Raw genomic sequence first — 20,933 nt, 5'->3', positions numbered from 1 at the left:
CCCTTGACCCTGCTCCGCGCCGCCGACGTCCAACTGTCCTTCGGCAGCCGTACCGTCTTCCAGGGCCTGACGCTCACCATCGAGGAAGGTGAGCGCGTGGGCCTGGTGGGAGTGAACGGCTCCGGCAAGTCCTCGCTGATGAAGATATTGGCGGGGGTGGCGCGCGCGGACGCGGGGGAGCTGCAACTGCGCCGGGGCGCTCGCGTCACCTACCTGCCGCAGGAGCCCGAGTTCGCTCCAGGCGCCACGGTGGCCTCGGAGCTGAGCGTGGCCCAGGGGCCCCTCAAGGACGCGCTGGCCACCCACGCCGAACTCATCCGCCGCATGGAGTCCACCCCCGCCGACACCCAGGGCAAGCTCATGGAGCAGCTCTCGGCGCTGTCGGACAAGATCGAGCAACTGGGCGGCTGGGACACGGAGCACCACGCCAAGACGCTGCTGGACCGGCTCGGCGTGAAGGACTGGGACCGGCCCGTGGCCGAGCTGTCCGGCGGTCTGCGCAAGCGCGTGGCCATCGCCCGCGCGCTGCTGACACGGCCGGACATGCTGATGCTGGACGAGCCCACCAACCACCTGGACGCGGACACGGTGGACTGGCTCGAGGAGGAGCTGGACAAGCTGCCCGGCTCGCTGCTGCTGGTGACGCACGACCGCTACTTCCTGGACGGGCTGGTGGATCGCATCGTGGAGATCCAGCCCGGAGGCGGCGTCATCTCCTACCCGGGCAACTACGAAGCGTACGTGGAGCAGAAGCTGGTGGCGCAGGAGAACGCGTCCATCGCCCAGCACAAGCGCGAGCGCTGGATTGCCCAGGAAGTGGCATGGCTGCGCAAGGGCCCCGAGGCGCGGCGCACCAAGAGCAAGGCGCGCATCGAGCGGGCGCGAAAGCTGATGGAGGAGAAGGGCTTCCAGCGGCCGAAGGTGGCGGGGCTGCAGGTGATGCAGGCGCCGCGGCTGGGCCACACCGTCATCGAGGCCGAGGGCGTCCACAAGTCCTACGGCGAGCGGAACGTCCTCGAGGGCGTGAACATGCTGCTCCAGCGCGGCGAGCGCGTGGGCCTCGTGGGGCCCAATGGCGTGGGGAAGACGACCTTCCTGCGCGTGCTGCTCGGCGAGCTGCCTCCGGACTCCGGCAAGGTGGTCATCGGCAAGAACACGAAGGTCGCCTACTACGACCAGACCCGGGCCTCGTTGGATCCGGAGCAGACGGTGTACGAGGCGGCCTCGCCGCGCGGGGATGACTGGGTGGAGCTGGGAGATCAGCGGGTGGCGCTGCGCGACTACCTGGATGACCTGCTCTTCCCCGTGCCCATGCAGCGCATGAAGGTGAAGGCGCTGTCGGGTGGCGAGCGCAACCGCCTGCTGCTCGCGAGGCTCTTCCTGGAGGGCGCCAACGTCCTCGTGCTGGACGAGCCGACGAACGACCTGGACATCGTCACGCTGAACATCCTCGAGGGGCTGCTGCTCAACTTCACCGGCAGCGTGTTGCTGGTGACGCACGACCGGTACTTCCTCGACAAGGTGGCCACCTCCATCCTCGCCTTCGAGGGCGACGGCAAGGTGGTGCGCTACGAGGGCAACTTCGCCATGTACCGGCGGCTCAAGGAGCAGGCCCAGGCCCGCGCCGCGGCCGCCCCTGCCTCCGTGGCGAAGAAGGCCGAACCCGCCCCCGTGGCCGAGCCGAAGCAGGCGCGCAAGCCGGGCAAGCTCTCGTACAAGGAGCAGCGCGAGCTGGATGGGATGGAGGCGGCCATCGAGGCCGCGGAGACACGCAAGGCGGAGCTGGAAGCGAAGCTCGTGGATCCCACCATCTACTCCAGCGGCACGAAGGCGGCCGACGTGCAGAAGGAGCTGGACGTGACGACGGCGGAAGTCGAACGCCTCTACACGCGCTGGCAGGAATTGCAGAACCTGGTTACCGGAGCCTGAAGTCCCATGATTCGTCTCGACAACATCGGCAAGCAGCACGGACAGCAGATCCTCTTCGTGGAGGCGTCTGCGCAGCTCAACAAGGGCGAGAAGGTGGGCCTGGTGGGCCCGAACGGAGCGGGCAAATCCACCCTGTTCCGGATGGTGGTCCAGCGGGAGCACCCGGACGAGGGGCAGGTGTCCGTGGATCGCGGCGTCACGGTCGGCTACTTCGACCAGGACGTGGGCGAGATGTCCGGGCAGAGCGCGGTGGCGGCGGTGATGGACGGCGCGGGTCCGGTGTCCGAGGTGGCGGCCGAGCTCAAGCAGCTCGAGGCGGCCATGGCGGACCCCGAGCGCATGGACGAGATGGACAAGCTCGTGGAGCGCTTCGGCGTGGTGCAGGGCCGCTACGAGGAGCTGGGCGGCTACGCGCTGGAGGGCCGGGCGCGGGAGATCCTCGCGGGCCTCGGCTTCTCCGAGGAGATGATGGACGGGGACGTGGGTGCCCTGTCCGGCGGATGGAAGATGCGCGTGGCGCTGGCCCGCATCCTCCTGATGAGCCCGGACGTGATGCTGCTGGACGAGCCCAGCAACCACCTCGACATCGAGTCGCTCATCTGGCTGGAGAACTTCCTCAAGGGGTTCGAGGGCGCGGTGCTGATGACGAGCCACGATCGCGAGTTCATGAACCGCATCGTGACGAAGATCATCGAGATCGACGGCGGCGAGCTGACGACGTACTCGGGCAACTACGAGTTCTACGAGCAGCAGCGGGCGCTCAACGAGAAGCACCAGCAGGCGCAGTACGAGCGCCAGCAGGCGATGCTCGCCAAGGAGCTGAAGTTCATCGAGCGCTTCAAGGCGCGCGCCTCGCACGCGGCCCAGGTGCAGAGCCGGGTGAAGAAGCTGGAGAAGATCGAGAAGGTGGAGCCGCCCAAGCGCCGGCAGACGCTGGTGTTCGAGTTCCAGCAGGCGCCGCGCTCGGGCGACGACGTGGCGAAGCTGGAGCGGGTGGTGAAGGGCTACGGCAAGCGCCGCATCTACAACGGGCTGGACTTCCTCGTGCGGCGCGGCGAGCGCTGGTGCGTGATGGGCGTGAACGGCGCGGGCAAGTCCACCCTGCTCAAGCTGATCGCCGGTGAGTCGAAGCCGGACGACGGCGCGGTGAGCGTCGGCGGCAGCGTGAAGATGGGCTACTTCGCGCAGCACGCCATGGAGCTGCTCAAGCCGGACCAGACGGTGTTCGACTCGCTGGTGGACAGGTTCCCCCGGGCCTCGCAGGGCTCACTGCGCGCGCTGGCCGGGTGCTTCGGCTTCTCGGGCGATGAAATCGAGAAGAAGTGCAAGGTGCTCTCCGGAGGCGAGAAGGCGCGGCTGGTGCTGGCGCAGATGCTCTACGATCCGCCCAACTTCCTGATCCTCGACGAGCCCACCAACCACCTGGACATGGCGACGAAGCAGATGCTGATCGCCGCGCTGGCCAACTACGAGGGCACCATGCTCTTCGTGAGCCACGACCGGCACTTCCTCGGCGCGCTGTCCAACCGGGTGCTGGAGCTGACGCCCGAGGGCATCCACCAGTACGGCGGCGGCTACACGGAGTACGTGGCCCGCACCGGCCACGAGGCCCCCGGCCTGCGCAGCTGACCGACGGGTTCTGGACGGAGCGGACCCTGGCATGGAGGATCCCCCTCCATGCTGACCCTCCACAAGACCACCGCCGCGTTCGGCCTCAGCGACATCAGCCCCTTCTGTGTGAAGCTGGAGACCTACCTCCGGATGGCTGGAATCCCCTACATGGGGAAGCCGGCCGCCTTCGGGAAGGCCCCCAAGGGGAAGATCCCCTTCATCGAGGAGGATGGCGCGTTCCTGGGGGACTCCCAGCTCATCATCGAGCACCTCAAGCGCAAGCACGGCGACACGCTCGACGCGAAGCTCGGCGCGGAGGACATCTCCACGGGCCACCTGGTCCGGCGCGTGCTGGAGGAGAGCTTCTACTGGCACATCGTCCATGAGCGCTGGGTCATTCCGGAAGGCTGGCGGCTCTACAAGCCCATCTTCGAGACCTTCTTCCCACCCGGCGTCGGCAAGCTCGTGGTGCCCATGATTCGCCGGGGAATGACCAAGGCGATGCACACCCAGGGCCTGGGCCGTCACACTCCCGAGGAGATACTCGAGATGGGGAAGGCGGACGTCTCCGCGGTGGCGACGACGCTCGGTGACAAGCCGTTCCTCCTGGGGGACAACCCCACCTCGTTCGACGCGACGCTCTACGCGTTCATCGCGAGCATCCTCCTGTTCCCCGTGGATTCGCCGCTCCGGAAGTACACGCAGGGCCAGCAGAACCTGGTCCGCTACTGCGAGCACGTCCAGAAGCGCTACTTCGCGAACGGACAGAAGTAGCACTCCCGGCCGTCCCCGCTTGTACACCGGGAAACAGCACGCTTCCGGCATCCCCGCCGGACGATGCGCGTGGCAAGCCGCGTGTCCAGCGTCAGTCCGTTCAACGAGCGGTTGAACCGAGGCACGCGGGGGTGGTGGGTATGAGGCGGATGCTCGTTTCGTGCATGGCGGCGGGGGCGGTGTGGCTGACGGGGTGCGCCAACTGCGAGCAGCTCCAGGAGGGTGCCACGGAGCTGGTCTCCCACTACGCCCGATGCCGCCCCGGCGACACCTGCCAGAAGATCGATCTGCTCGCCCTCGCCGGTGGGCAGAACTGCCTGGGCGCGTTCCAATGCTTCGGTGCCGTCAACACGACGGCGAACCTCACCGAGTTCCAGCGGCGGGCGCGAGCCCTGGCCCAGCAGGCCTCCATCGTCTGTCAGCCGGGGGAGTGCGTCACCGCCGCATGCCTGGACCCGAGAGAGCTCAAGCCCGTGTGCGACACGGAGCTCGGCCAGTGCGTGCTGGTGCCTCGGCAGCCGTGATCAGAGCAGCTTGCCGGGATTGAGGATGCCGAGTGGATCCACCGCGCTCTTGATGGCGAGGTGGAGCTGGTGGGTCTCGGGGCCCAGTTGCCGGGCGATGAACGGGCGCTTGAGCGAGCCGACCCCGTGCTCCCCGGTGATGGTTCCCCCCAGCGCGAGCACCGCGTGCAGGATGTCGTCGAACGCCGCCTTCGCCCGAGCCACCGCGTCCGGGTCGTTCGGGTCGAAGACGAGCGTGGGATGCATGTTCCCGTCGCCCGCGTGCCCGAACGTGCCGATGAGCACGCCCCGCTGCTCGGCGATGCGCTCGACCGCAGCGAGCAGCTCCGGGATGCGCGAGAGCGGCACGCCCACGTCATCGAGCAGCGTGGACCCCTGCCGCTCCAGCGCGGGAAAGGCGAAGCGGCGCGCGCCCATCAGCAGTTCCCCCTCGGCCTCGTCGGAGGAGTTCGCGATGAAGGTCGCTCCGGCGGCCTCGCAGAGTGCCGCCATCCGCGCGCACTCCGCCACGCCCTGCTCGCCCCCGGCATCGGAGCGTGCCAGCAGGAGGGCCGCGGCCTGGACGTCCAGCCCCATGGGTCTGGCTGCCTCCACGGCGCGCACGGTCGTGCGGTCCATCAACTCCAGGAGCGAGGGCCGCATACCCGCCATGATCTCCGTGACCGCCGCACCGGCTCCAACGAGCGTCGGGAACGAGGCCACCAGCGTCGTGGCCGGAGGCGGACGGGGCCGGAGCTTCAGCGTGGCCTCGGTGATGACGCCGAGCGTGCCCTCCGAGCCGACGAACAGCCGGGTGAGATCATAGCCGGCGACGTTCTTGACCATGCGGCCGCCGGTCCGGACGACGGAGCCATCCGCGAGCACGGCCTCGAGCCCGAGCACGGCATCCCCGGTCACACCGTACTTCACGCAGCACAGGCCGCCGGCATTGGTCGCGAGGTTGCCGCCGAGGGTCGAGAACTCCCAGCTCGCGGGGTCCGGCGCGTACCAGAGCCCCAACTCCGCCGCGGCCGCCTTCAGTGCGCCGTTGATGACTCCGGGCTGGACGACGGCGTACAGGCCTCGCCGGTCGATCTCCAGGATGCGGTTCATCCGCGTGAGCGAGAGGACGATGCACCCGTCCACCGCGTTGGCGCCACCCGACAGCCCCGAGCCCGCGCCACGGGGGACCACGGGCACACGGAGGGCCGAGGCCACACGGAGCACGGCCCGCACCTCGGCGGTCGACCCAGGACGAACGAGAATCCGAGGGACGCCCGCTGAGGCCCAACCCGCCTGGTCGCGGCGGTGCGACTCAAGCACATCGGGGTCGGTGACGAGTGCCTCGGGCGGCAGGACGGCCGCGAGCTCACGCAACAGGTCCACGCTCATCGCGCTCCATCCGGGAGAGCCAGGTCACGCGGGCTCGAAGAGTTCCCGCACGGACCGCACGGAAAGGGCCTTGAGGAGCCAGCGCTCGAGTTGCTCGAGGTCCGTGCAGGAGGCAATGCGCTGGCGGGCCTGCGCATCCACCTGAAGGCCCCGCGCTTCGAGCACCTTCAGCAGGGCAATCACCTCTCCCTCCTGACGACCTTCCTGCCGGCCCTCCTGACGGCCCTCCTGCCGGCCCTCCTGACGACCTTCCTGCCGGCCTTGGGCGAGATACCTCCGGGCGAATTCGCTCTGGTACTCGTAGGTGCCACTGCGCATCAGTGCCTCCAAGGCCGTGCGTGCCGCGTCGTTCAACGAGGACACCACCAAATCAAAATAGAAGCGTGCCCGCTCGTCATCAACCCCCACCAGCCCGGGCAGCACCGCTCCGGCGATGGCCGCGCCCTTCTCGCCCTGCCCGTGTGCCATGGCGGACAACACCGCCAACTCCACCGCCTCGCGCGCCTGCTCCGGCCGCGTGATGACCGGAATGCGATCCGGCCCCGCCACGCAGGGCCTCAGCACGAAGCCCGGGTGACCCAGCTCCGTCGGCTGCCCGCCCCAACGGGCCACCGGCCCGTCCGGAGCCACCACCAGCAGCACCGTGGGACACCTCCACCTCGCCCTCAGGTGGGTGAGGTACACCGGCCACGTGTACCGCTTCTCCTCGTCCGGAGAGAGCTGCACCTCCACCACGATGGCGAAGCGCGGCGTGTCCTCCCACAACTGCACCACCAGGTCCGCCCGGTACTCGGTGGGCACCACCTGGGTCAGCTCCGCGGACTCCGCACGGGCTTCCGCGTAGGCGGGAACCTCGACACCGAGCGCGTCCCGCAGCAGCTCGGCCGCCAGCGCCGGACGGTTGCGGAACAACTCCAGGAAGGCCTCGTGCCGGAGAGAAGGCATGCGGCAGCGGATGTGACTCCATGAGTCACATCGCTGTCAAGCTCCCGGTTGACTCCAGAAGTAGTACCGCGGTCCTCCTCGGAGCCCTACTTGGGCATGAACCCGAACGCCTTGAGCATCGCGACGGCGATGCCCATGAGGCTCTCACCGGCGATGAAGCCAGAGCTCACCGGGAGCACCGTGGCCTCGGCCAGCTTCGCCTTCTTGCGGCGCAGCACCTCGGCGATGGCCGCGCCGATGAAGAAGCTGATGGAGCTCGCTCCCGGAATCACGATGGCCAGCCCCAGGCCCGACGCCGAGGGAATGAACGGCTTCGCCTTCTTCGGCGCCCAGCGCTCCAACAGCACCAGCGCCACGCCCAGCGCCAGGCCGCACACCGCGCCGATGCGCGCGGACGTGTGCAACGAGCTCACTCCGTTGACGAGCATCTTCGACACGCCCGCCCACACCAGCGAGGACGGCGCGGGGAACTCCTCGGTGCCCAGCACCTCCGCGCTCGGCACCAGCAGGTTGAAGGCGGGCACCACCACGGCCGCTCCGGCCAGCACGCCGAAGAGCTGCCCGAAGAACTGCTTGCGAGGGCTCGCGCCGAGCAGCCAGCCCGTCTTGAGGTTCGTGAGCAGGTCCGCCGAGTGCAGGCCCACACCGCCCGTGGCATTGGCGCTCATCACGTTGGCCGCGAGGTTTCCGGGCAGGATGGCTCCGTAGAGCAGCTGCGTCACCGGCCCGAGCGCCTTCGTCGGCGTGGTGTCCGTCTCTCCCGTGACGCGTGCGGCGATGACCCCCATCACCACCGACAGCGGCAGGGCGAGGACACCCGCCCACCACGGAATCTGGAAGAGCCAGGCCATCAGCCCCACCACGATGGGGCCCAGCACCAGGAAGCCCAGGGGGAACCACGTGGGCGGGCACTCCACGTCCGCGAGCACATCCTTCTCCTCCTCGGAGTTCTTCCCGAAGAGGCCCGAGAGCGCCTTGAACGACTTCGCCACGCTGCGCCACTGGAAGGCGAAGGACAACAGACCCGAGGACACGAGCACCGAGGCGCCCGTCCACAGCGCCCAGCCGTTGATGGCCTTGTACGTCACCTCGGGGATGATGCCGCGGCTGACCATCTCCGGAGCGAGGAAGCCATAGGTGAGGATGGCGCCCACCAGCATGGACCAGCCCGTCTTGAAGCTCACCAGCGCCCCGGCACCAATCAGCAGCAGGCTCAGGTCGAGCGAGAGCGTCCACGCCCCCGCCGGCTTGCCGCCGATGGTGAAGGGCAGGCTCAGCTTCGAGGGCAGGTTCCACACCAGCCACGAGGCCTTGGCGTCCCGCCAGAACGCGACGACGGCCCCCACCAGGCCCGCCAGGCCCAGGTAGCGGGCCTTGCCACGCGAGCCCTCGTCATTCCCATGGAGCGCCTGGAGCGTCTCGGCGGTGGCGGTGCCCGTGGGAAACGGGAGCTGCTCGATGTTGACGAGCTGGCGCTTGATGGGGATGGCCGCGAAGACCCCCATGGCGGAAATCACCGCGAACCAGGCCACCAGCCATCCCGGGGACGGCAGCGTCCCGGTGAGCATCAGCAGGGCGGGCACGGCCGCCATGTTGCCCCCGCCCGTCATGTACCCCGCTCCCGAGGCCACCGAGCCCACCGCGTTGTTCTCCAGCGCGGTGAGTTCCCGCTTCGCCAGCCCCACGGCCCGCAGGGCGCCAAAGGCGGCGAAGGAGAGGACACACGCGGTGATGGTGACGCCCAGGCTCCAGCCCGTCTTGAGGATGACGTACAGGTTGGACAGGCACATCACCGCGCCAATCGCCATGCCCACCACGACGGCACGCACGGTGAGCTGGTTCTCGGCTCCCTTGTAGACGTTCTCGAGCCAGTAGCGCTCGGGGTCCTGGGTACCGGCGGAAGGCGCCTCCGGGGGCGGGGGCTCGGGCGAGATCTTGAGCTGCTGGGGCGAGGGCGAGACGGACTGGCTCATGGGGGGTGCACGATACCGGAACACCCCCTACCCCACGAGTGGGTATTGGCTCCTGACCGGCCCGTCCGCTCTTTCAGTGCGCCCCGCCCGGCCCATGGGCGTGGCCGTGCTCCTTCTCCTCGTCCGTGGCCGCGCGCACTTCACGCACGGTGATGTCGAAGTGGAGCGTCTTGCCCGCCATCGGGTGGTTGAGGTCCACCACCACCTTCTCCCCCTTCAGCTCGCGAATCGTGATGGGGATCATGTCCCCGTCCGCCGTCTGCGCGGTGATGGTCAGGCCCGGCTGGAGCTCCGCATTGGGGGGGAACATCTCACGGGGCACCTCCTGGAGGCCTCGCGGATCATGCTCGCCGTACCCCTGCGAAGGAGGCACCACCACCTTCTTGGACTCACCGGAGGACATGCCCTCCAGCTGCCCTTCCAGACCCGGGACGATCTGCCCACGACCGTGCATGTAGGCGAGCGGCTGCCCGGGCTCACTCTCGTCGACCACCTTTCCGTCCCCGAGGTGCAACCGGTACTCCAACGAGACCACACTGTCCTTGGACACCTTCATGGTGGGCTGCTCCTTCTTGTCCTACGGGTATGGGACGGAGATGTAGCGGGGGCAACCAGCCCGTGCTCCCCTGATTGCTCAGGAAGCGGACGACTCGGGCTCCAACCGCGAGGCCTGGGACTCGGCCTCTAAGTTGGGTTCGCCTCGGGACACGTAGACGGCGGCGGCCAGGTCCCCCGTCACGTTGAGCGTGGTGCGGCACATGTCCAGGAAGCGGTCCACGCCCAGCACCAGCGCGAGCCCCTCCGGCGGAATCTTGAACATGCCCAGAATCATCGCGATGACGGGGATGGAGCCGGCCGGCACGCCCGCGGTGCCGATGCCCGCCAGCACGCAGATGAACATCACGACGGCCTGATCCGGCAGGCTCAGCTGCACACCGAACACCTGCGCCAGGAAGAGCACCGTGACGCCCTCGAAGAGCGCGGTGCCGTTCTGGTTCATCGCCGAGCCGGCGGTGAGCACGAAGCGCGATACGTTGCGCGGCAGCTTGAGGTTCTCCTCGGCCACCTTGAGCGCGGTGGGCAGCGTGGCGCTGGAGGACGCCGTGGAGAAGGCGGTGACGATGGCCAGGCGGCAGTCGCGGAAGAAGGCCACCGGGTTGCGCCCTCCGAGGAAGCGCACCGACAGCGAGTACACGACGAACATGTGCAGCCCGAGCGCCAGCAGCACCACGCCCACGTAGGCCGCCACCTGCATCAGCACGCCCATGCCCAGGCGCGCCATCATGCTGAAGAGCAGCGCCCCCACGCCGATGGGCGCCAGCTTCAACACCCCATCGATGAGCTTCATCATCACGTCGTGCAGGCCCTGGATGGTTTCACGCAGGTGCCTGGCCGCCGGGGAGTCCGTCACCGCCAGCCCCAGTCCGAAGATGAGCGAGAAGAGGATGAGGGCGATCATGTCCCCGTCCGCCGCCGCCTTGATCGGATTGGTGGGCACCATGGCGGCGATCAGCGAGGACACCGAGGTGCTGCTCGGCGCGGGGGCCGCCTGCACCGCGGTGCCCTTCATCGCCAGCGCACGGGCCTCGTCGCTCAGACCCACGCCCGGCTTGAGCGTGTTGACCAGCAGCAGGCCGATGAGCACCGCGATGCTGGAGATGACCACGGTGTATCCCAGGGTCCGCAAGCCCAGCCGGCCCAGTTGCTTCAGGTCCAGCTCGCACACGCCCATCACCAGCGCGGAGAAGAGCAGCGGCACCACCAGCATCAGCAGCAGCCGCAGGAAGAGCTGTCCCGCCAGCCCGGTGATGTTCGTCACCACCCACTCGAGCCAGGGCGTCCCTCCCGCCAGGAGGTTGGCGGCGATGCCCGCCACGGTGCCAACGACGATGCCCAGGAGCATCTTCTGGTGCTGCTTCATCCGGGTGCCTCTTGCTGGGTGCTGGGGAGAAGACTCCCTGGGGACAGGGAGCCGCGCAGCCTACCGGTGATTCCCCGTGGCGGATACACCATCGTCGGTGCCAGATGTCGCCGGCCGTACTCCCGCTCCCCGGGCCAGTTCACCCGCGGTCTCCCGCAGCCGCCGATTCACCCGCTCGGCCCACTCGGGCTCCACCTCCAGGCATGCCGCCCTGCGTCCCAGCCGCAGCGCCGCCGACGGCATGGAGCCACTGCCCGCGAACGGATCCAACACCCAGTCCCCCGGCCGGCTCCACGTGCGCACCAGCGGCTCCAGCACGGAGAAGGGTTTGTGGTGGGGGTGGTTGCCCCAACGCGCCGCCTCGGCGTCATCGTCATAGCCGCCCACCACCGCCCAGACGGTGGGCAGGGCACCAGGCTCCAGCGCGGGCTCCGGCGTGCGCGAGAGCACCAGCGCCACCTCGTAGACGCGCAGCAACTGCTCGTTGGCGTTCTTGTCCGTGGTGCGCTTGCCCCAGACGTACTCGCCCCGCAGGTGCGGGTACCCCAGCGAGCGGGCCACCGCGAGGATGGGCTCCTTGCCCAACAGGTTCGTCCAGATGGCCATCGGAGCGTCCGGCGTCAGGTGCGCCACCGCCCGCGTCATCCACTGCTCCGTGAAGACGCGGTAGTCGCGCACCGTCTCGAAGCGCACGATGGGGTTGCGATCGATCTTCTTGTTCGCCCGGGGATCCCGCAGGTCGCCCCCCTTGCGCCGCCGCGTGAGCAGGCAGTACGGCGGATCCGTGTGCAGGAAGGTCGCCTTCGCCTCTCCCAGCACGGTCCGGTAACCGCCGGGCTCCCGCGCATCGGCCCGCACACAGCGGAAGGTCTCGAGCTCGTCGTGAGGATTCATCCGGCGCGCACCCTACCCCAGCCGCCCCGCTTCACCACCGCGCCTCGGGAGGCACCGCCCGCGTCACGGCCAGGATGTCCCCCACCGGCACCCGCTCGTGCGACTTGAAGATGGCGAAGTCGTCCCCCCGCTCCGTCACCACGTCCACCACCTCGTCGATGAAGGACTCCCCCTCGCGCAGCTGGATTGCCACGGGCCGGTGCCGCAACACGGCCTCCTCCAGCACGTCGATGAAGTCACAGCGGCCCACCTCGTCCTGGCATATCCGCGTCATCGTCTCGCCGCCTCCAAGCGCCAAAGGTAATGACTCCCTCCGAGCCCCGCTCACCGCTTGCGCCGGCCCCGCTTCGGCGCCCCGAGCCGCCGGGCCTCCTCCACCCAGTGGCCCCTCAGGCGCGCCTCCGTGGCGAGCGCCTCGTCCCACGAGGGCCCGTCTGGCAGCACGCGCGGCGCGTGCTCGAGCATGAGCCGCTCCAACGCCCGGTCCTCGCACAGCCGCCGCACCTCGTGCGCATCCAGGCCACAGGAGACGAGGTACGTCTCGCGCTCCTCTGGCGGCAGGTCCAGCAGCTCCCACCACTCCTCCTCGGCCCGCAGCACCTCCTCGTCCGTGGCACGCAGACCGAGCGACCGCGCCTGGCCCGCGAGCAACGCCCGCCGCAAGCCCATCTCCGCCAGCTCCCGGGCCTCGGGCGCGGCGCGCAGCCCCGCGAGCACCTCCTCCGAGGACACGAGGCCTCCCTCCGTCGCACACAGCCCCTCCACGAGGCGGCGGCGGCGCACGTAGGACGAGGGCGGCGGCCGGCCCATCCGGGCTCGTACCGGGAGCTCCTCTCCCGAGGCGATCCACGCCGAGGCGGCCTGGAGGCAGGCACGGGCGTCCTCGCGCTTGAGGTCCTCGAGGCCCCTGGCGGCCCAGGCGTCCCACTTCGTCCGGGTGGCCGGACGCCAGGCCTCGCCCACGGCCGCCAGCACCCGGGGCCAGGTACGGTCCTGGTAGAAGAGCGCCGCCGCCGCGTCCACCAGCGCCCGGGCCTCGCCGGGAGCGAGCACCTTCGCGCCCTCGGCCTGGCGCGCCGCGTGACGCACGTTGACGAGCGGCACCGTGAGGGGACGGAAGCCGTGCTCCGCGTCGGCGTGGAGCAGCGCCACCTCGGCGTCATCCACCAGCTCGCCCCGCTGGTACGCCTCGAAGATGTGGCCCACGCCCACCATGCCGTGCCGCGAGAGCTCCGCCGCGCGCAACGCGCCCATGCTGGCCCCGCCGAACACCGCCACCCCGGCATCCAGCGCGGCCAGCAGCTCGTGGTGCCAGACGGAGGGCTGCGCCTCGAAGACGCCATCCACCAGGGCAATGGCCCTCGGACGCAGCGAGAGGGCCCGCCACACGTCTCCCTGGCGCGCGGGCGGCAACACCCGGCAGGGCACCAGGGCCAGGGCGTCCTCCTCCGGCAACGAGGGGCCGAGGAAGACCAGGAGATCATCGGGATGATGGGCCGGACGTCGTTTCACGGCAGCTCGTTTCACAGCAACTCCGAGACGCGCAGACCCGGCACCACCACGCGCACCACGTGGAGTCCGGGGAGGGGGGCCTCCAGCTCGACGGCGGCGGCCCGGTTGAAGCCCACCTTCCCGAGCCGCACCAGCACTTCGCGCACCGCCTCCTCCGGCGAAGACACCTCTCCGGAGACGTCGGGCATGGACTCCACGGCCCGGCGCGGGCGCACCTCCGCGCAGGCGGCCGCCAGGGCCAGGGTGGCCTCGCGGTCTCCCGCGGCCACGTCCTCGCGAGCACCGTGGATGTCGGTGAGGCGGGACTGGGCCGCCTCCAGCAGGGCGCCGAGCAGGGCCTGGTCCCTCCCCAGCCCGCAGGCGTACCCGGCCGCCAGGGGCACCGGGCCCTCCTCGCGGTCCACGAGCAGCGCGCCCCCCACGGGCAGACCCACGGCACGGGGCGTCCGCCGGTCAGGCGTGAGATCGAAGAGGTAGACGGCGAAGCCCCGCTCGCCCAGGGCCCGCGCGAGCGCCGCCGTCCGGGGAGCGCCCCGCTCGAGCTCTCCCGGGCGCAGCAGGCGCGAGAGGAGGACCGCCTCGGACCACCCCTCCGGGAGGATGCGCGCGAGCTGGTCCCGCTCCGTGGCCTCCAGCAGCGCGTGCAGCAGCGCCCGGGCCCGCTCGGGGTGCGCACCCGAGCCATTGCTCGTCCACCGCACGCTCACCGGGCCGAGCGACGGAGCCCCGGTGGGCGGGCAGTACACCCCCTGGGCCGGGACGAGCACGGGACGCCCGGAGCGCAGCTCGGTGGCCTCGCACCACGCGTACCGCATCTCGCGGCTCCACAGCCGGGAGACGACCACGCCGCCCCGGGTGCCCAATTCCTCGGCGCCCCAGACGGCGCGGCCCCGGGCCTCCAGCCCATCCATGGAGCCCCAGACGAGCCGCTCCAGGGGGACGTTCTCCGCCCCCCACAATTCCGCCGTCTCCAGGAGCGCTCCAGCGGACGCCGCCTGGAAATCCAGGCCCTTGCCATTGCACACCTGGAGCACGTAGCCGCCTGGACGCACCGCGGCAGCCACCTCCACCCCGGCCCGGTCCAACCCCGTGACCCGCGCCACCCGGGTAACGCCAAGTCCATGGGCGAGACGGTCGAGAAAGGAGGCGGTCAACGGAACGGCGGTCGGGAGGGCCACGGGGGAGCTCTGTGTTGGGTGAGCGAGGACGTCTCGGCGGGAAGCATGCTAGGGGAGTCCGGCGTCAGGAGGCCGAAAAGAAGATGCTCGACGTGGGACAAGCCGCCCCGGACTTCACCGGCACCGACTGCTGGGGACACACCTTCTCGCTCTCCGCGCTCCGGGGAAGGCGGGTGGTGCTCTTCTTCTTCCCCAAGGCCTTCACCATCGCCTGCACGGAGGAGACGCGCCACTTCCGGGACAACCACGAGCGGATTCAAGCGCTCGGGGCGGAGCTGGTGGGTGTGTCCGTGGACACGGTGAAGACGCAGTGCGAGTTCGCCGAGCAGGAGAACATCCACTTCTCCCTGCTGGGCGACGAGGCGCGCACCATCAGCCAGGCGTATGACGTGCTGTGGCCCGTGCTGAAGGTGGACCGGCGCGTCACCTACATCATCGGCCCGGACGGCCTCATCGAGTCCGTCATCCGCCACGAGGTGCGCGTCTACAAGCACCTGGACGACGTGCTGCGCTACCTGAGCGAGCACCCGCTGCCGCCCGCGGGCACCTAGAACTCCCAGGAGCAGTGGTACTCGCAGTAGACGCCGCCCCGGGCGCGGCACATCTTCTGCTCGACACGCACCTCGCGGCCACCGCTCATCTCGATGGCGCGCTCGTACCAGCCGACGATGGTGAGACAGTCCGCCTCGGTGACACTCTCGGCGCCCAGGGTGCGCAACACCGCGCTGCGGGGCCCGGCCTTCTCGTAGGTGCGGGAGCCCACCGCGTAGTAGAGCCGGTAGATCTCCGGCGCGTGGCTGAGGAGGAAGTGCGGATCCCCCTTGCGGATGAACACGTGGTGGGGACCGTTGAGGTTCTCCTCGGCGGAGGCGCGGCCCATCTCGACGAAGGCCTTGTTGCGATCCCTGGGCGAGAGCGCATCGGCGATGGCCGCGTCGAGGCGGAGGTTGAGCTCCAGGGGGTACCAGCCGATGGGCATGATGACGCCCTCGAGGAGCTTGCGATCGGCCGGAGACAAGCGCTGGAGCACCTGTTGGACACGCCCGGTCCCGCCCTGCTTCATCAAGAGATTGAGGCGGGTGATGAGCACACTGCCCTTGATGCGCGCGGCCGTGCCGTCCGTTGCCATGGTGCGATGCCCTCGGTGAGCCCCTCCATTGTGTCAGCGGGGGGAGGTGGGCGGCAACCTGCCCGGAGGAGACTTCCCGGGTGAAGCAGGCAGGCGAGCCCGGTGGCACGAACGGCGTCAGTGGGGCTGGAGCTCGCGCAGACGCTTCTCGAGTTCCTCACCGAGCTCCGTCGGCCGGCGCAGCACCGAAGCCATCATGACCACCGTGCTCGCCGTGAGCTCGTCTCGGGCATGCAGCCGGCTGAACCCCTCTTGCATGTCCGCGAGCATCTGCTTGAAGTCCCCGCGCAGACCATCACGCCAGATGCGGAATTCGGCCCACTGACGATCCGACTCGGCCCACCGGCGCTCTGACTCGGCCCGCAGGCTTTCGAACTCGACCCGCTGGCGCCCCAACTCGATTCCCAGGCTCTCCGTCAGCTTCTCCTGTCTCGCCATCCGGGCGTTCAGGTCCGCCACCTGGGTTTCCAGCCGGTCCATCCTCACACCCAGACCCTGAACGGCATTCAGGATCTGCGTGCCAATGTCGCCCCCAATCATCTCCGCCATCTGCGCACTCCTCGCCCGCCCGGGCAGTCCGTGAGCCCGTCAGCCCACGCCGCACAGAATAGCGGAACAGACCGGCGATGCGAACCGTTTTCTAACCTTTCAAGTAGGGTCCCCGTCCCTACTTCCCAGAACCTCACCGGGTACCTGGAATTCCAACGAAAAAACCTCCTTTAACTTGCCGCCGGTTCCGGTGTTCGTAGGAGGCGTGAAGGCCCTGGAGACATCCCTGGCGCTGGCGAAGGCCGCCACCGAACCGAGCGACGAGGCGCTCTGCCGTGCCTTCCTGGCCGGTGACGAGGCGGCCTTCGGCACGCTGGTGGAGCGGCACCGGGCCCTGGTCTTCGCCCTCCTGCGGCGCTACACGGCCCGGCCCGAGGACGCGGCGGATCTCGCCCAACAGGCCTTCCTGCGGGCCCTGGAGGCCTCGCGCCGTGTCTTCGCCCGCTGGAGCCCCTCGGGCCCCGCGCCCTTCCGGGCCTGGCTCATCCGCATCGCGCTCAACCTGGCGAAGAACCACGCCCGCCAGGGCAGGCGCTGGCTCCAGGCCGTGGAGCCCCCGGAGACCGAGTCTCCAGAAGAGTCCGCGCAGGAAGCCCTGGAGCGGAGCGAGCGGGAGCGGCAGGTGCGCGCGGCGGTGCTCACCCTGCCCCGCCGCCAGCGCGAGGTCCTGACATTGCGAGTGGACGGTGGGCTGGGCTTCCGGGACATCGCCGAGACACTCGGCATCACGGAGACGAACGCGAAGGTGAATTTCCATCACGCCGTGAAGCGCCTCCGGGCGCAGGTGGCGGAGCCGTCCGAGGAGGAGCGCTGATGGCGGCATGCCAGAACCAGGAAGAACTGCTGACCCTCTTCGCCGCGGGAGCGCTGGAGCCCGAGGAGGAGGCGCGGGTGCGCGCGCACCTGGACGCCTGTGCCGCCTGCCGCGCGGAGGCGGAGGCGGACCACGAGGTGCTCGGCCTGGCCGCGCTGCCGCCGCCCTCCTTGAAGGAGCAGGCCGTGGTGGCGGCACTCCCCCGGACGACGGTGGGAGCCTGGCACAGGGCCCAGGTCCAGCAGGCGGCGCGGATGCGGACCGCGGGAGCACTCATGGCGGCGGCCGCCGTGGTGTTGCTGGTGCTGGGACCGGTGCTGCGGAGCCGTGTCACCACGCCTCCCGCGCCCACCTCCCCCGTGGAAGCGCCCGCCAGCCCACCCGAGGAGGACGCCTTCACGCTGGAGCAGTGGGCGCTGGCGGATCCCCTGGCCGACGCGCTCGACCTGTCCGACGCGGACCTGGAGGAGCTCGAGTCCGACGAGTTCCTGGACTCCGAGCTGGACGATTTCTTCTCGAACCCGAACCCTGGAGAGTCGCTGTGATGAAGCCCTTTCGACTGGCGGTGCTGACCCTGAGCCTGCTTCCCCTGGCGTCCCTGGCCCAGACGCCCGAGGCGAAGGAAGCCGCGGAGCGCGCGGAGCGGCAGACGCGCCTGATGCGGGTGGTGGGACTGGCCGAGGAACTGGACCTGGAGGAGTCCCAGGCGCTGAAGATGGCGGACACGATGCGCCAGTTCGACGAGCGCCGCCGGCCCCTGGTGGAGCAGGTGCAGGAGTCCGCGCAGGTGCTGAGGAAGGCGGCGCGGGGAGATGCCTCGACCCAGTCGCAGGTGGACCAGGCGGTGCAGCGGGTGTTCGACGCGCGGACCCAGCTCACGGCGCTCGACCGGGAGATGTACCAGGCGCTGGCCAGGGACCTGCCTCCCCAGAAGCGGGCGCAACTGGCCATCTTCATGGCCCGGCACGACGGGAAGATGAAGCTGGAGAAGCTGCTGAGGAAGGCCGAGCGGGAGGGCCGGCGCGAGGAGCGCGAGAAGCGCAGGCAGGAGCGCCTCCAGCGGATGCAACAGCGCCAGCAGGAGGGCGCCCGGTAGCACCCGCCCTACACGCGCACCAGCAGGGCCACCTGGTGCGCGCCGATGCCGATGCCGAAGAGCACGAGGTACTTCGTGCGCAGCTCGCGGTGGTAGCGGGCCAGGGTGACGGGGATGGAGGCAATCACCATGTTGCCGCGGTCCTCGAGGGTGTGCAGATACTCGCGCGGGCGGATCTTCTCGTTCCAGTGGTCCAACAGCTTGCGCGTGGCCTGGTGTGACACGAGGGTGATGTCGTCCCCGGTGAGCCCGTGCTTGCGCAGCAGCCGCTCGACGAGCCGCGGCGGGCCCTCCATGCCGGTGTTCAGGAAGGCCCGCACGCCCCGGGACGGCTCGAGCCCGTACACGGGAGTGGTGAAGCCGGCCTCGGGGCGGGGCCGCATCGTCATGGCGCCATACTCGTCGCTGAAGGTGTCGGCGGCGTAATCCACCAGGACGAGCCGCTCCCCCACGCCGAGCACGGCCGCGCCCGCGCCATCACCGATGCCGAAGGCATGACCCTGTGAGTAGTCCACGTTGCGCGTCCAGCCCGCCCCCACGGCCACGAGCGCCCGCTCCGAGTGCCCCGCCAGCATCGCCTCCCAGGCCAGCACCGTCCCCATGACGAAGTTGCCGAAATCCGCCTGCACCGGCACCACCAGCGCATGCCCGCCCAGGCCCAGCTCCCGGTGCACCTGGTACAGCGCGTTGGGCGAGACGAACTCGGACACGGACACGTAGCCGTACAGCCGATCCACCTGCTCCGGACGCACGCCCGCGTCCTCCAGCGCCGCGCGCCCCGCCTTCGCCGTGAGCGAGGCCAGCGACTCGTCCGGACCCAGGCACCGGTGCTCCCGGTTGCCGTAGAAGAGCGAGGCCTCGGACAGGCCCTGTGCCCGCGCGGCTTCTCGGATGCGATCGAAGATGGGATCTGCGCTGGTACGAACACGCTCCGGCAGCGCGGAGCCCAGGCCCAGGAAGGCAATCGAAGGACGCGTCATCGCACCGGAATAGAGCACACCCCGCCCTCCGGACGAGGCCTCTCCTGTCCGCCAGTGGAGCGGCCAGGCACATGGCGCTGCGAACCGGCCCGCTGGCCGCTATGGAGAGCACCTCATGAGCGCACTCTCCCTGAGATACGTGGCCCTGGGTGACTCCTCCGCCGTCGGAGTGGGCTCGCGCAGTGGTGGCTACGTGGAACACCTCTTCCAGCGGCTGCGCCGTACCCGGCAGGGGGTGGGCCTGCTCAACCTGGGGGTGAGCGGCGCCACCAGCGCCACCGTCCTCTCCGGACAGCTCCCCAAGGCCTCCCGCTCGCGCCCCCAGGTGGTGACACTCGCGGTGGGCATCAACGACCTGTGGCGCGGCGTGGAGCCCCACCAGTTCGAGTCCAACCTCGACCAACTGGCGCGAGGCCTCGCGGCCACGGGCGCCCCGGTGGTGCTGGCCAACCTGCCGGACATGTCGCTCGCCCCCATCGCGCGGCTGGCGACACCCTTCCTGCCCGTCCAGCTCATCTCCGCGCGTATCGCCTCCTTCAACGAGGCGGTGGCTCGCGTGGTGGCGCGCCATGGCCTGCTCGGCGTGGACCTCCACGGACCCAGCCTCCAGGAGCTGCCCGGTAGCACCGACTACTTCTCCGCCGATGGCTTCCACCCCTCGGACACCGGCTACCAGCGCATGGCCGAGCACTTCTGGCCCGTCCTGCTCCAGGCCGTCGAGCCCGGCGCCAGCTCCGCTCGGGCCACCGGCTGACCTCCGCCCGCCGGGCACGGTCTTCCCAAAGTTGTCCAACAGTTGGACAAGTTCTCCGGAACCGCGACCACCCCGGCTTCATGCCGTCGCGTGGAGATAGGTGTCGATGGCCCGGTTCACCGCCTCGGGCGAGCTCAGGTGGGGCAGGTGCCCGCGCGCGGCGATGGTCATCATCCTCGCCAGCGGGATGCGCCTCGCCATGTACTCGCCCACCTGGTTGGGCACGGCGAGATCCTCCCCGGAGTGGATGATGAGCGTGGGCACCTTCAGCCGCGGCAGATCCAACCGGTGGTCGTACTGGAAGATCGTCCGCGCGGCGTCCAGGGCGATGTCCGGCCGCATGGAGGACAGCGTACGGACGAACTCCTGGCCCAGCTCGGGCCGCTCGGGGTTGCCCATGGCCAGGGGCGCGAAGCCGCTCGCCCAGGAGTGATAGCCGGCGGCCATGGCATCGAAGAGCGCATCGAGCTCCGCCCGGGTGAACCCCCCCACGTAGCCCGACTCCGGATCGTCCAGGAGCCGGGGCGTCGACTTGACGAAGACGAGCTGGCGGAAGCGCCGCGGCTCCACCAGGGCCGCCAGCACGCCCACCATTCCACTGAAGGAGTGGCCCACGAAGATGGTGTCCGAGAGCTTCAGCTCCCCGCACAGCTCCAGCAGATCCTCGGCGTAGGCGTGAACGCCGCTGTAGCGCTGAGGACTGTAGGCGTCGAGGTCGGACCCGCCGCACCCCACATGATCGAAGAGGATGATGCGGTAGCGGTCCTGGAACGCCGCCACCTGGTGCCTCCAGGCGCTCTGCTCGGAACCGAAGCCGTGGGCGAAGATGAGGGTGTCCCGGCCCTTTCCGAGCACCTGCACGTTGTTGCGTTTCCAGATGGCCTGGCCCATGGCGCTCACACTCCCCTCGAGTTGGTGAGCATCATCGTGCCAGCAAGCCGCGTTCGCCCACCTGTCGTAAAGACCGGTGGAAACGTGG

The 20,933-nt window shown here is 69.7% G+C and carries 22 protein-coding genes; 9 read left to right on the top strand and 13 right to left on the bottom strand.

Annotation, left to right across the window (positions count from 1 at the left end; translation table 11 throughout):
• Positions 1-3: 3 nt before the first annotated feature.
• The 4 genes from Q664_RS33660 (at position 4) to Q664_RS33645 (ending at position 4,838) form a co-directional block, all read left to right on the top strand.
• Positions 4-1,929 carry an ABC-F family ATP-binding cassette domain-containing protein gene (locus Q664_RS33660; protein ID WP_043405002.1) on the top strand — a complete coding sequence of 642 codons (1,926 nt, stop codon included), beginning with the start codon at positions 4-6 and terminating at the stop codon, positions 1,927-1,929.
• Between the two features lie 6 nt (positions 1,930-1,935).
• On the top strand, positions 1,936-3,558 hold the full coding sequence (locus Q664_RS33655; protein ID WP_043404999.1) for an ABC-F family ATP-binding cassette domain-containing protein: 1,623 nt from the start codon (positions 1,936-1,938) through the stop codon (positions 3,556-3,558).
• A gap of 48 nt (positions 3,559-3,606) precedes the next feature.
• On the top strand, positions 3,607-4,314 hold the full coding sequence (locus tag Q664_RS33650; RefSeq protein WP_043404996.1) for a glutathione S-transferase family protein: 708 nt from the start codon (positions 3,607-3,609) through the stop codon (positions 4,312-4,314).
• Between the two features lie 140 nt (positions 4,315-4,454).
• Positions 4,455-4,838, top strand: coding sequence for a hypothetical protein (locus Q664_RS33645; protein ID WP_152622487.1), 384 nt, complete (start codon positions 4,455-4,457; stop codon positions 4,836-4,838).
• On the opposite strand, the gene Q664_RS33640 is transcribed toward Q664_RS33645, so the two are convergent.
• The 9 genes from Q664_RS33640 to Q664_RS33600 form a co-directional block, all read right to left on the bottom strand.
• Complete coding sequence (locus tag Q664_RS33640) at positions 4,839-6,209, bottom strand: FAD-binding oxidoreductase (RefSeq protein WP_043404990.1); 1,371 nt, start codon at positions 6,207-6,209, stop codon at positions 4,839-4,841.
• Between the two features lie 24 nt (positions 6,210-6,233).
• Complete coding sequence (locus Q664_RS33635; RefSeq protein WP_043404986.1) at positions 6,234-7,154, bottom strand: hypothetical protein; 921 nt, start codon at positions 7,152-7,154, stop codon at positions 6,234-6,236.
• A gap of 86 nt (positions 7,155-7,240) precedes the next feature.
• Positions 7,241-9,127: an OPT family oligopeptide transporter gene (locus tag Q664_RS33630; RefSeq protein WP_043404982.1), complete on the bottom strand. Its 1,887-nt coding sequence runs from the start codon at positions 9,125-9,127 to the stop codon at positions 7,241-7,243.
• Positions 9,128-9,200: 73 nt separating this feature from the next.
• Positions 9,201-9,683 carry an FKBP-type peptidyl-prolyl cis-trans isomerase gene (locus tag Q664_RS33625; protein ID WP_043404979.1) on the bottom strand — a complete coding sequence of 161 codons (483 nt, stop codon included), beginning with the start codon at positions 9,681-9,683 and terminating at the stop codon, positions 9,201-9,203.
• A gap of 78 nt (positions 9,684-9,761) precedes the next feature.
• The gene (locus tag Q664_RS33620) at positions 9,762-11,048 is read right to left on the bottom strand and encodes a dicarboxylate/amino acid:cation symporter (protein ID WP_043404976.1); all 1,287 of its coding nucleotides are present in this window, start codon (positions 11,046-11,048) and stop codon (positions 9,762-9,764) included.
• A 60-nt stretch (positions 11,049-11,108) separates the two neighbouring features.
• Positions 11,109-11,942, bottom strand: coding sequence for a DNA-methyltransferase (locus Q664_RS33615; RefSeq protein ID WP_084610531.1), 834 nt, complete (start codon positions 11,940-11,942; stop codon positions 11,109-11,111).
• A 31-nt stretch (positions 11,943-11,973) separates the two neighbouring features.
• Complete coding sequence (locus Q664_RS33610; RefSeq protein ID WP_043404973.1) at positions 11,974-12,216, bottom strand: hypothetical protein; 243 nt, start codon at positions 12,214-12,216, stop codon at positions 11,974-11,976.
• A gap of 50 nt (positions 12,217-12,266) precedes the next feature.
• Positions 12,267-13,454, bottom strand: coding sequence for a TfuA-like protein (locus tag Q664_RS33605; RefSeq protein ID WP_043404970.1), 1,188 nt, complete (start codon positions 13,452-13,454; stop codon positions 12,267-12,269).
• A gap of 11 nt (positions 13,455-13,465) precedes the next feature.
• Positions 13,466-14,632 carry a YcaO-like family protein gene (locus Q664_RS33600; RefSeq protein ID WP_084610530.1) on the bottom strand — a complete coding sequence of 389 codons (1,167 nt, stop codon included), beginning with the start codon at positions 14,630-14,632 and terminating at the stop codon, positions 13,466-13,468.
• 83 nt (positions 14,633-14,715) lie between these two features.
• Here Q664_RS33600 and Q664_RS33595 point away from each other — a divergent pair, with 83 nt between their 5' ends.
• Positions 14,716-15,183: a peroxiredoxin gene (locus Q664_RS33595; protein ID WP_043404967.1), complete on the top strand. Its 468-nt coding sequence runs from the start codon at positions 14,716-14,718 to the stop codon at positions 15,181-15,183.
• On the opposite strand, the gene Q664_RS33590 is transcribed toward Q664_RS33595, so the two are convergent.
• Positions 15,180-15,761 carry a TIGR02265 family protein gene (locus Q664_RS33590; RefSeq protein WP_043404965.1) on the bottom strand — a complete coding sequence of 194 codons (582 nt, stop codon included), beginning with the start codon at positions 15,759-15,761 and terminating at the stop codon, positions 15,180-15,182. The genes Q664_RS33595 and Q664_RS33590 overlap by 4 nt on opposite strands.
• A 117-nt stretch (positions 15,762-15,878) precedes the next feature.
• Complete coding sequence (locus Q664_RS33585; protein WP_043404962.1) at positions 15,879-16,310, bottom strand: hypothetical protein; 432 nt, start codon at positions 16,308-16,310, stop codon at positions 15,879-15,881.
• 205 nt (positions 16,311-16,515) lie between these two features.
• On the opposite strand from Q664_RS33585, the gene Q664_RS33580 reads away from it, so the two are divergent.
• The 3 genes from Q664_RS33580 to Q664_RS33570 are packed head-to-tail and all read left to right on the top strand — an operon-like array spanning position 16,516 to position 18,220.
• Positions 16,516-17,124 carry an RNA polymerase sigma factor gene (locus tag Q664_RS33580; RefSeq protein ID WP_043404959.1) on the top strand — a complete coding sequence of 203 codons (609 nt, stop codon included), beginning with the start codon at positions 16,516-16,518 and terminating at the stop codon, positions 17,122-17,124.
• Entirely contained in the window at positions 17,124-17,669 is a 546-nt protein-coding gene (locus Q664_RS33575; RefSeq protein ID WP_063934800.1) for a zf-HC2 domain-containing protein, read from the top strand. Before Q664_RS33580 ends, Q664_RS33575 begins: the two co-directional genes overlap by 1 nt.
• Positions 17,669-18,220: a hypothetical protein gene (locus Q664_RS33570; protein ID WP_063934799.1), complete on the top strand. Its 552-nt coding sequence runs from the start codon at positions 17,669-17,671 to the stop codon at positions 18,218-18,220. Before Q664_RS33575 ends, Q664_RS33570 begins: the two co-directional genes overlap by 1 nt.
• 8 nt (positions 18,221-18,228) lie before the next feature.
• On the opposite strand, the gene Q664_RS62350 is transcribed toward Q664_RS33570, so the two are convergent.
• A complete protein-coding gene (locus Q664_RS62350) occupies positions 18,229-19,200 on the bottom strand; it encodes a 3-oxoacyl-[acyl-carrier-protein] synthase III C-terminal domain-containing protein (RefSeq protein ID WP_043404955.1) in 972 nt (323 codons plus the stop codon).
• A gap of 115 nt (positions 19,201-19,315) precedes the next feature.
• On the opposite strand from Q664_RS62350, the gene Q664_RS33560 reads away from it, so the two are divergent.
• Positions 19,316-19,954, top strand: coding sequence for an SGNH/GDSL hydrolase family protein (locus Q664_RS33560; RefSeq protein WP_063934798.1), 639 nt, complete (start codon positions 19,316-19,318; stop codon positions 19,952-19,954).
• Positions 19,955-20,032: 78 nt separating this feature from the next.
• Here the strand turns inward: Q664_RS33560 and Q664_RS33555 are convergent, their stop codons facing one another.
• Entirely contained in the window at positions 20,033-20,845 is an 813-nt protein-coding gene (locus Q664_RS33555; protein ID WP_043404952.1) for an alpha/beta fold hydrolase, read from the bottom strand.
• Positions 20,846-20,933 lie beyond the last annotated feature (88 nt).

Source organism: Archangium violaceum Cb vi76 (assembly GCF_000733295.1).
Lineage (GTDB): Bacteria > Myxococcota > Myxococcia > Myxococcales > Myxococcaceae > Archangium > Archangium violaceum.
The sequence above is the reverse complement of the archived record's forward strand: the minus strand, read 5'-3'. Positions and strand labels throughout refer to the sequence as shown.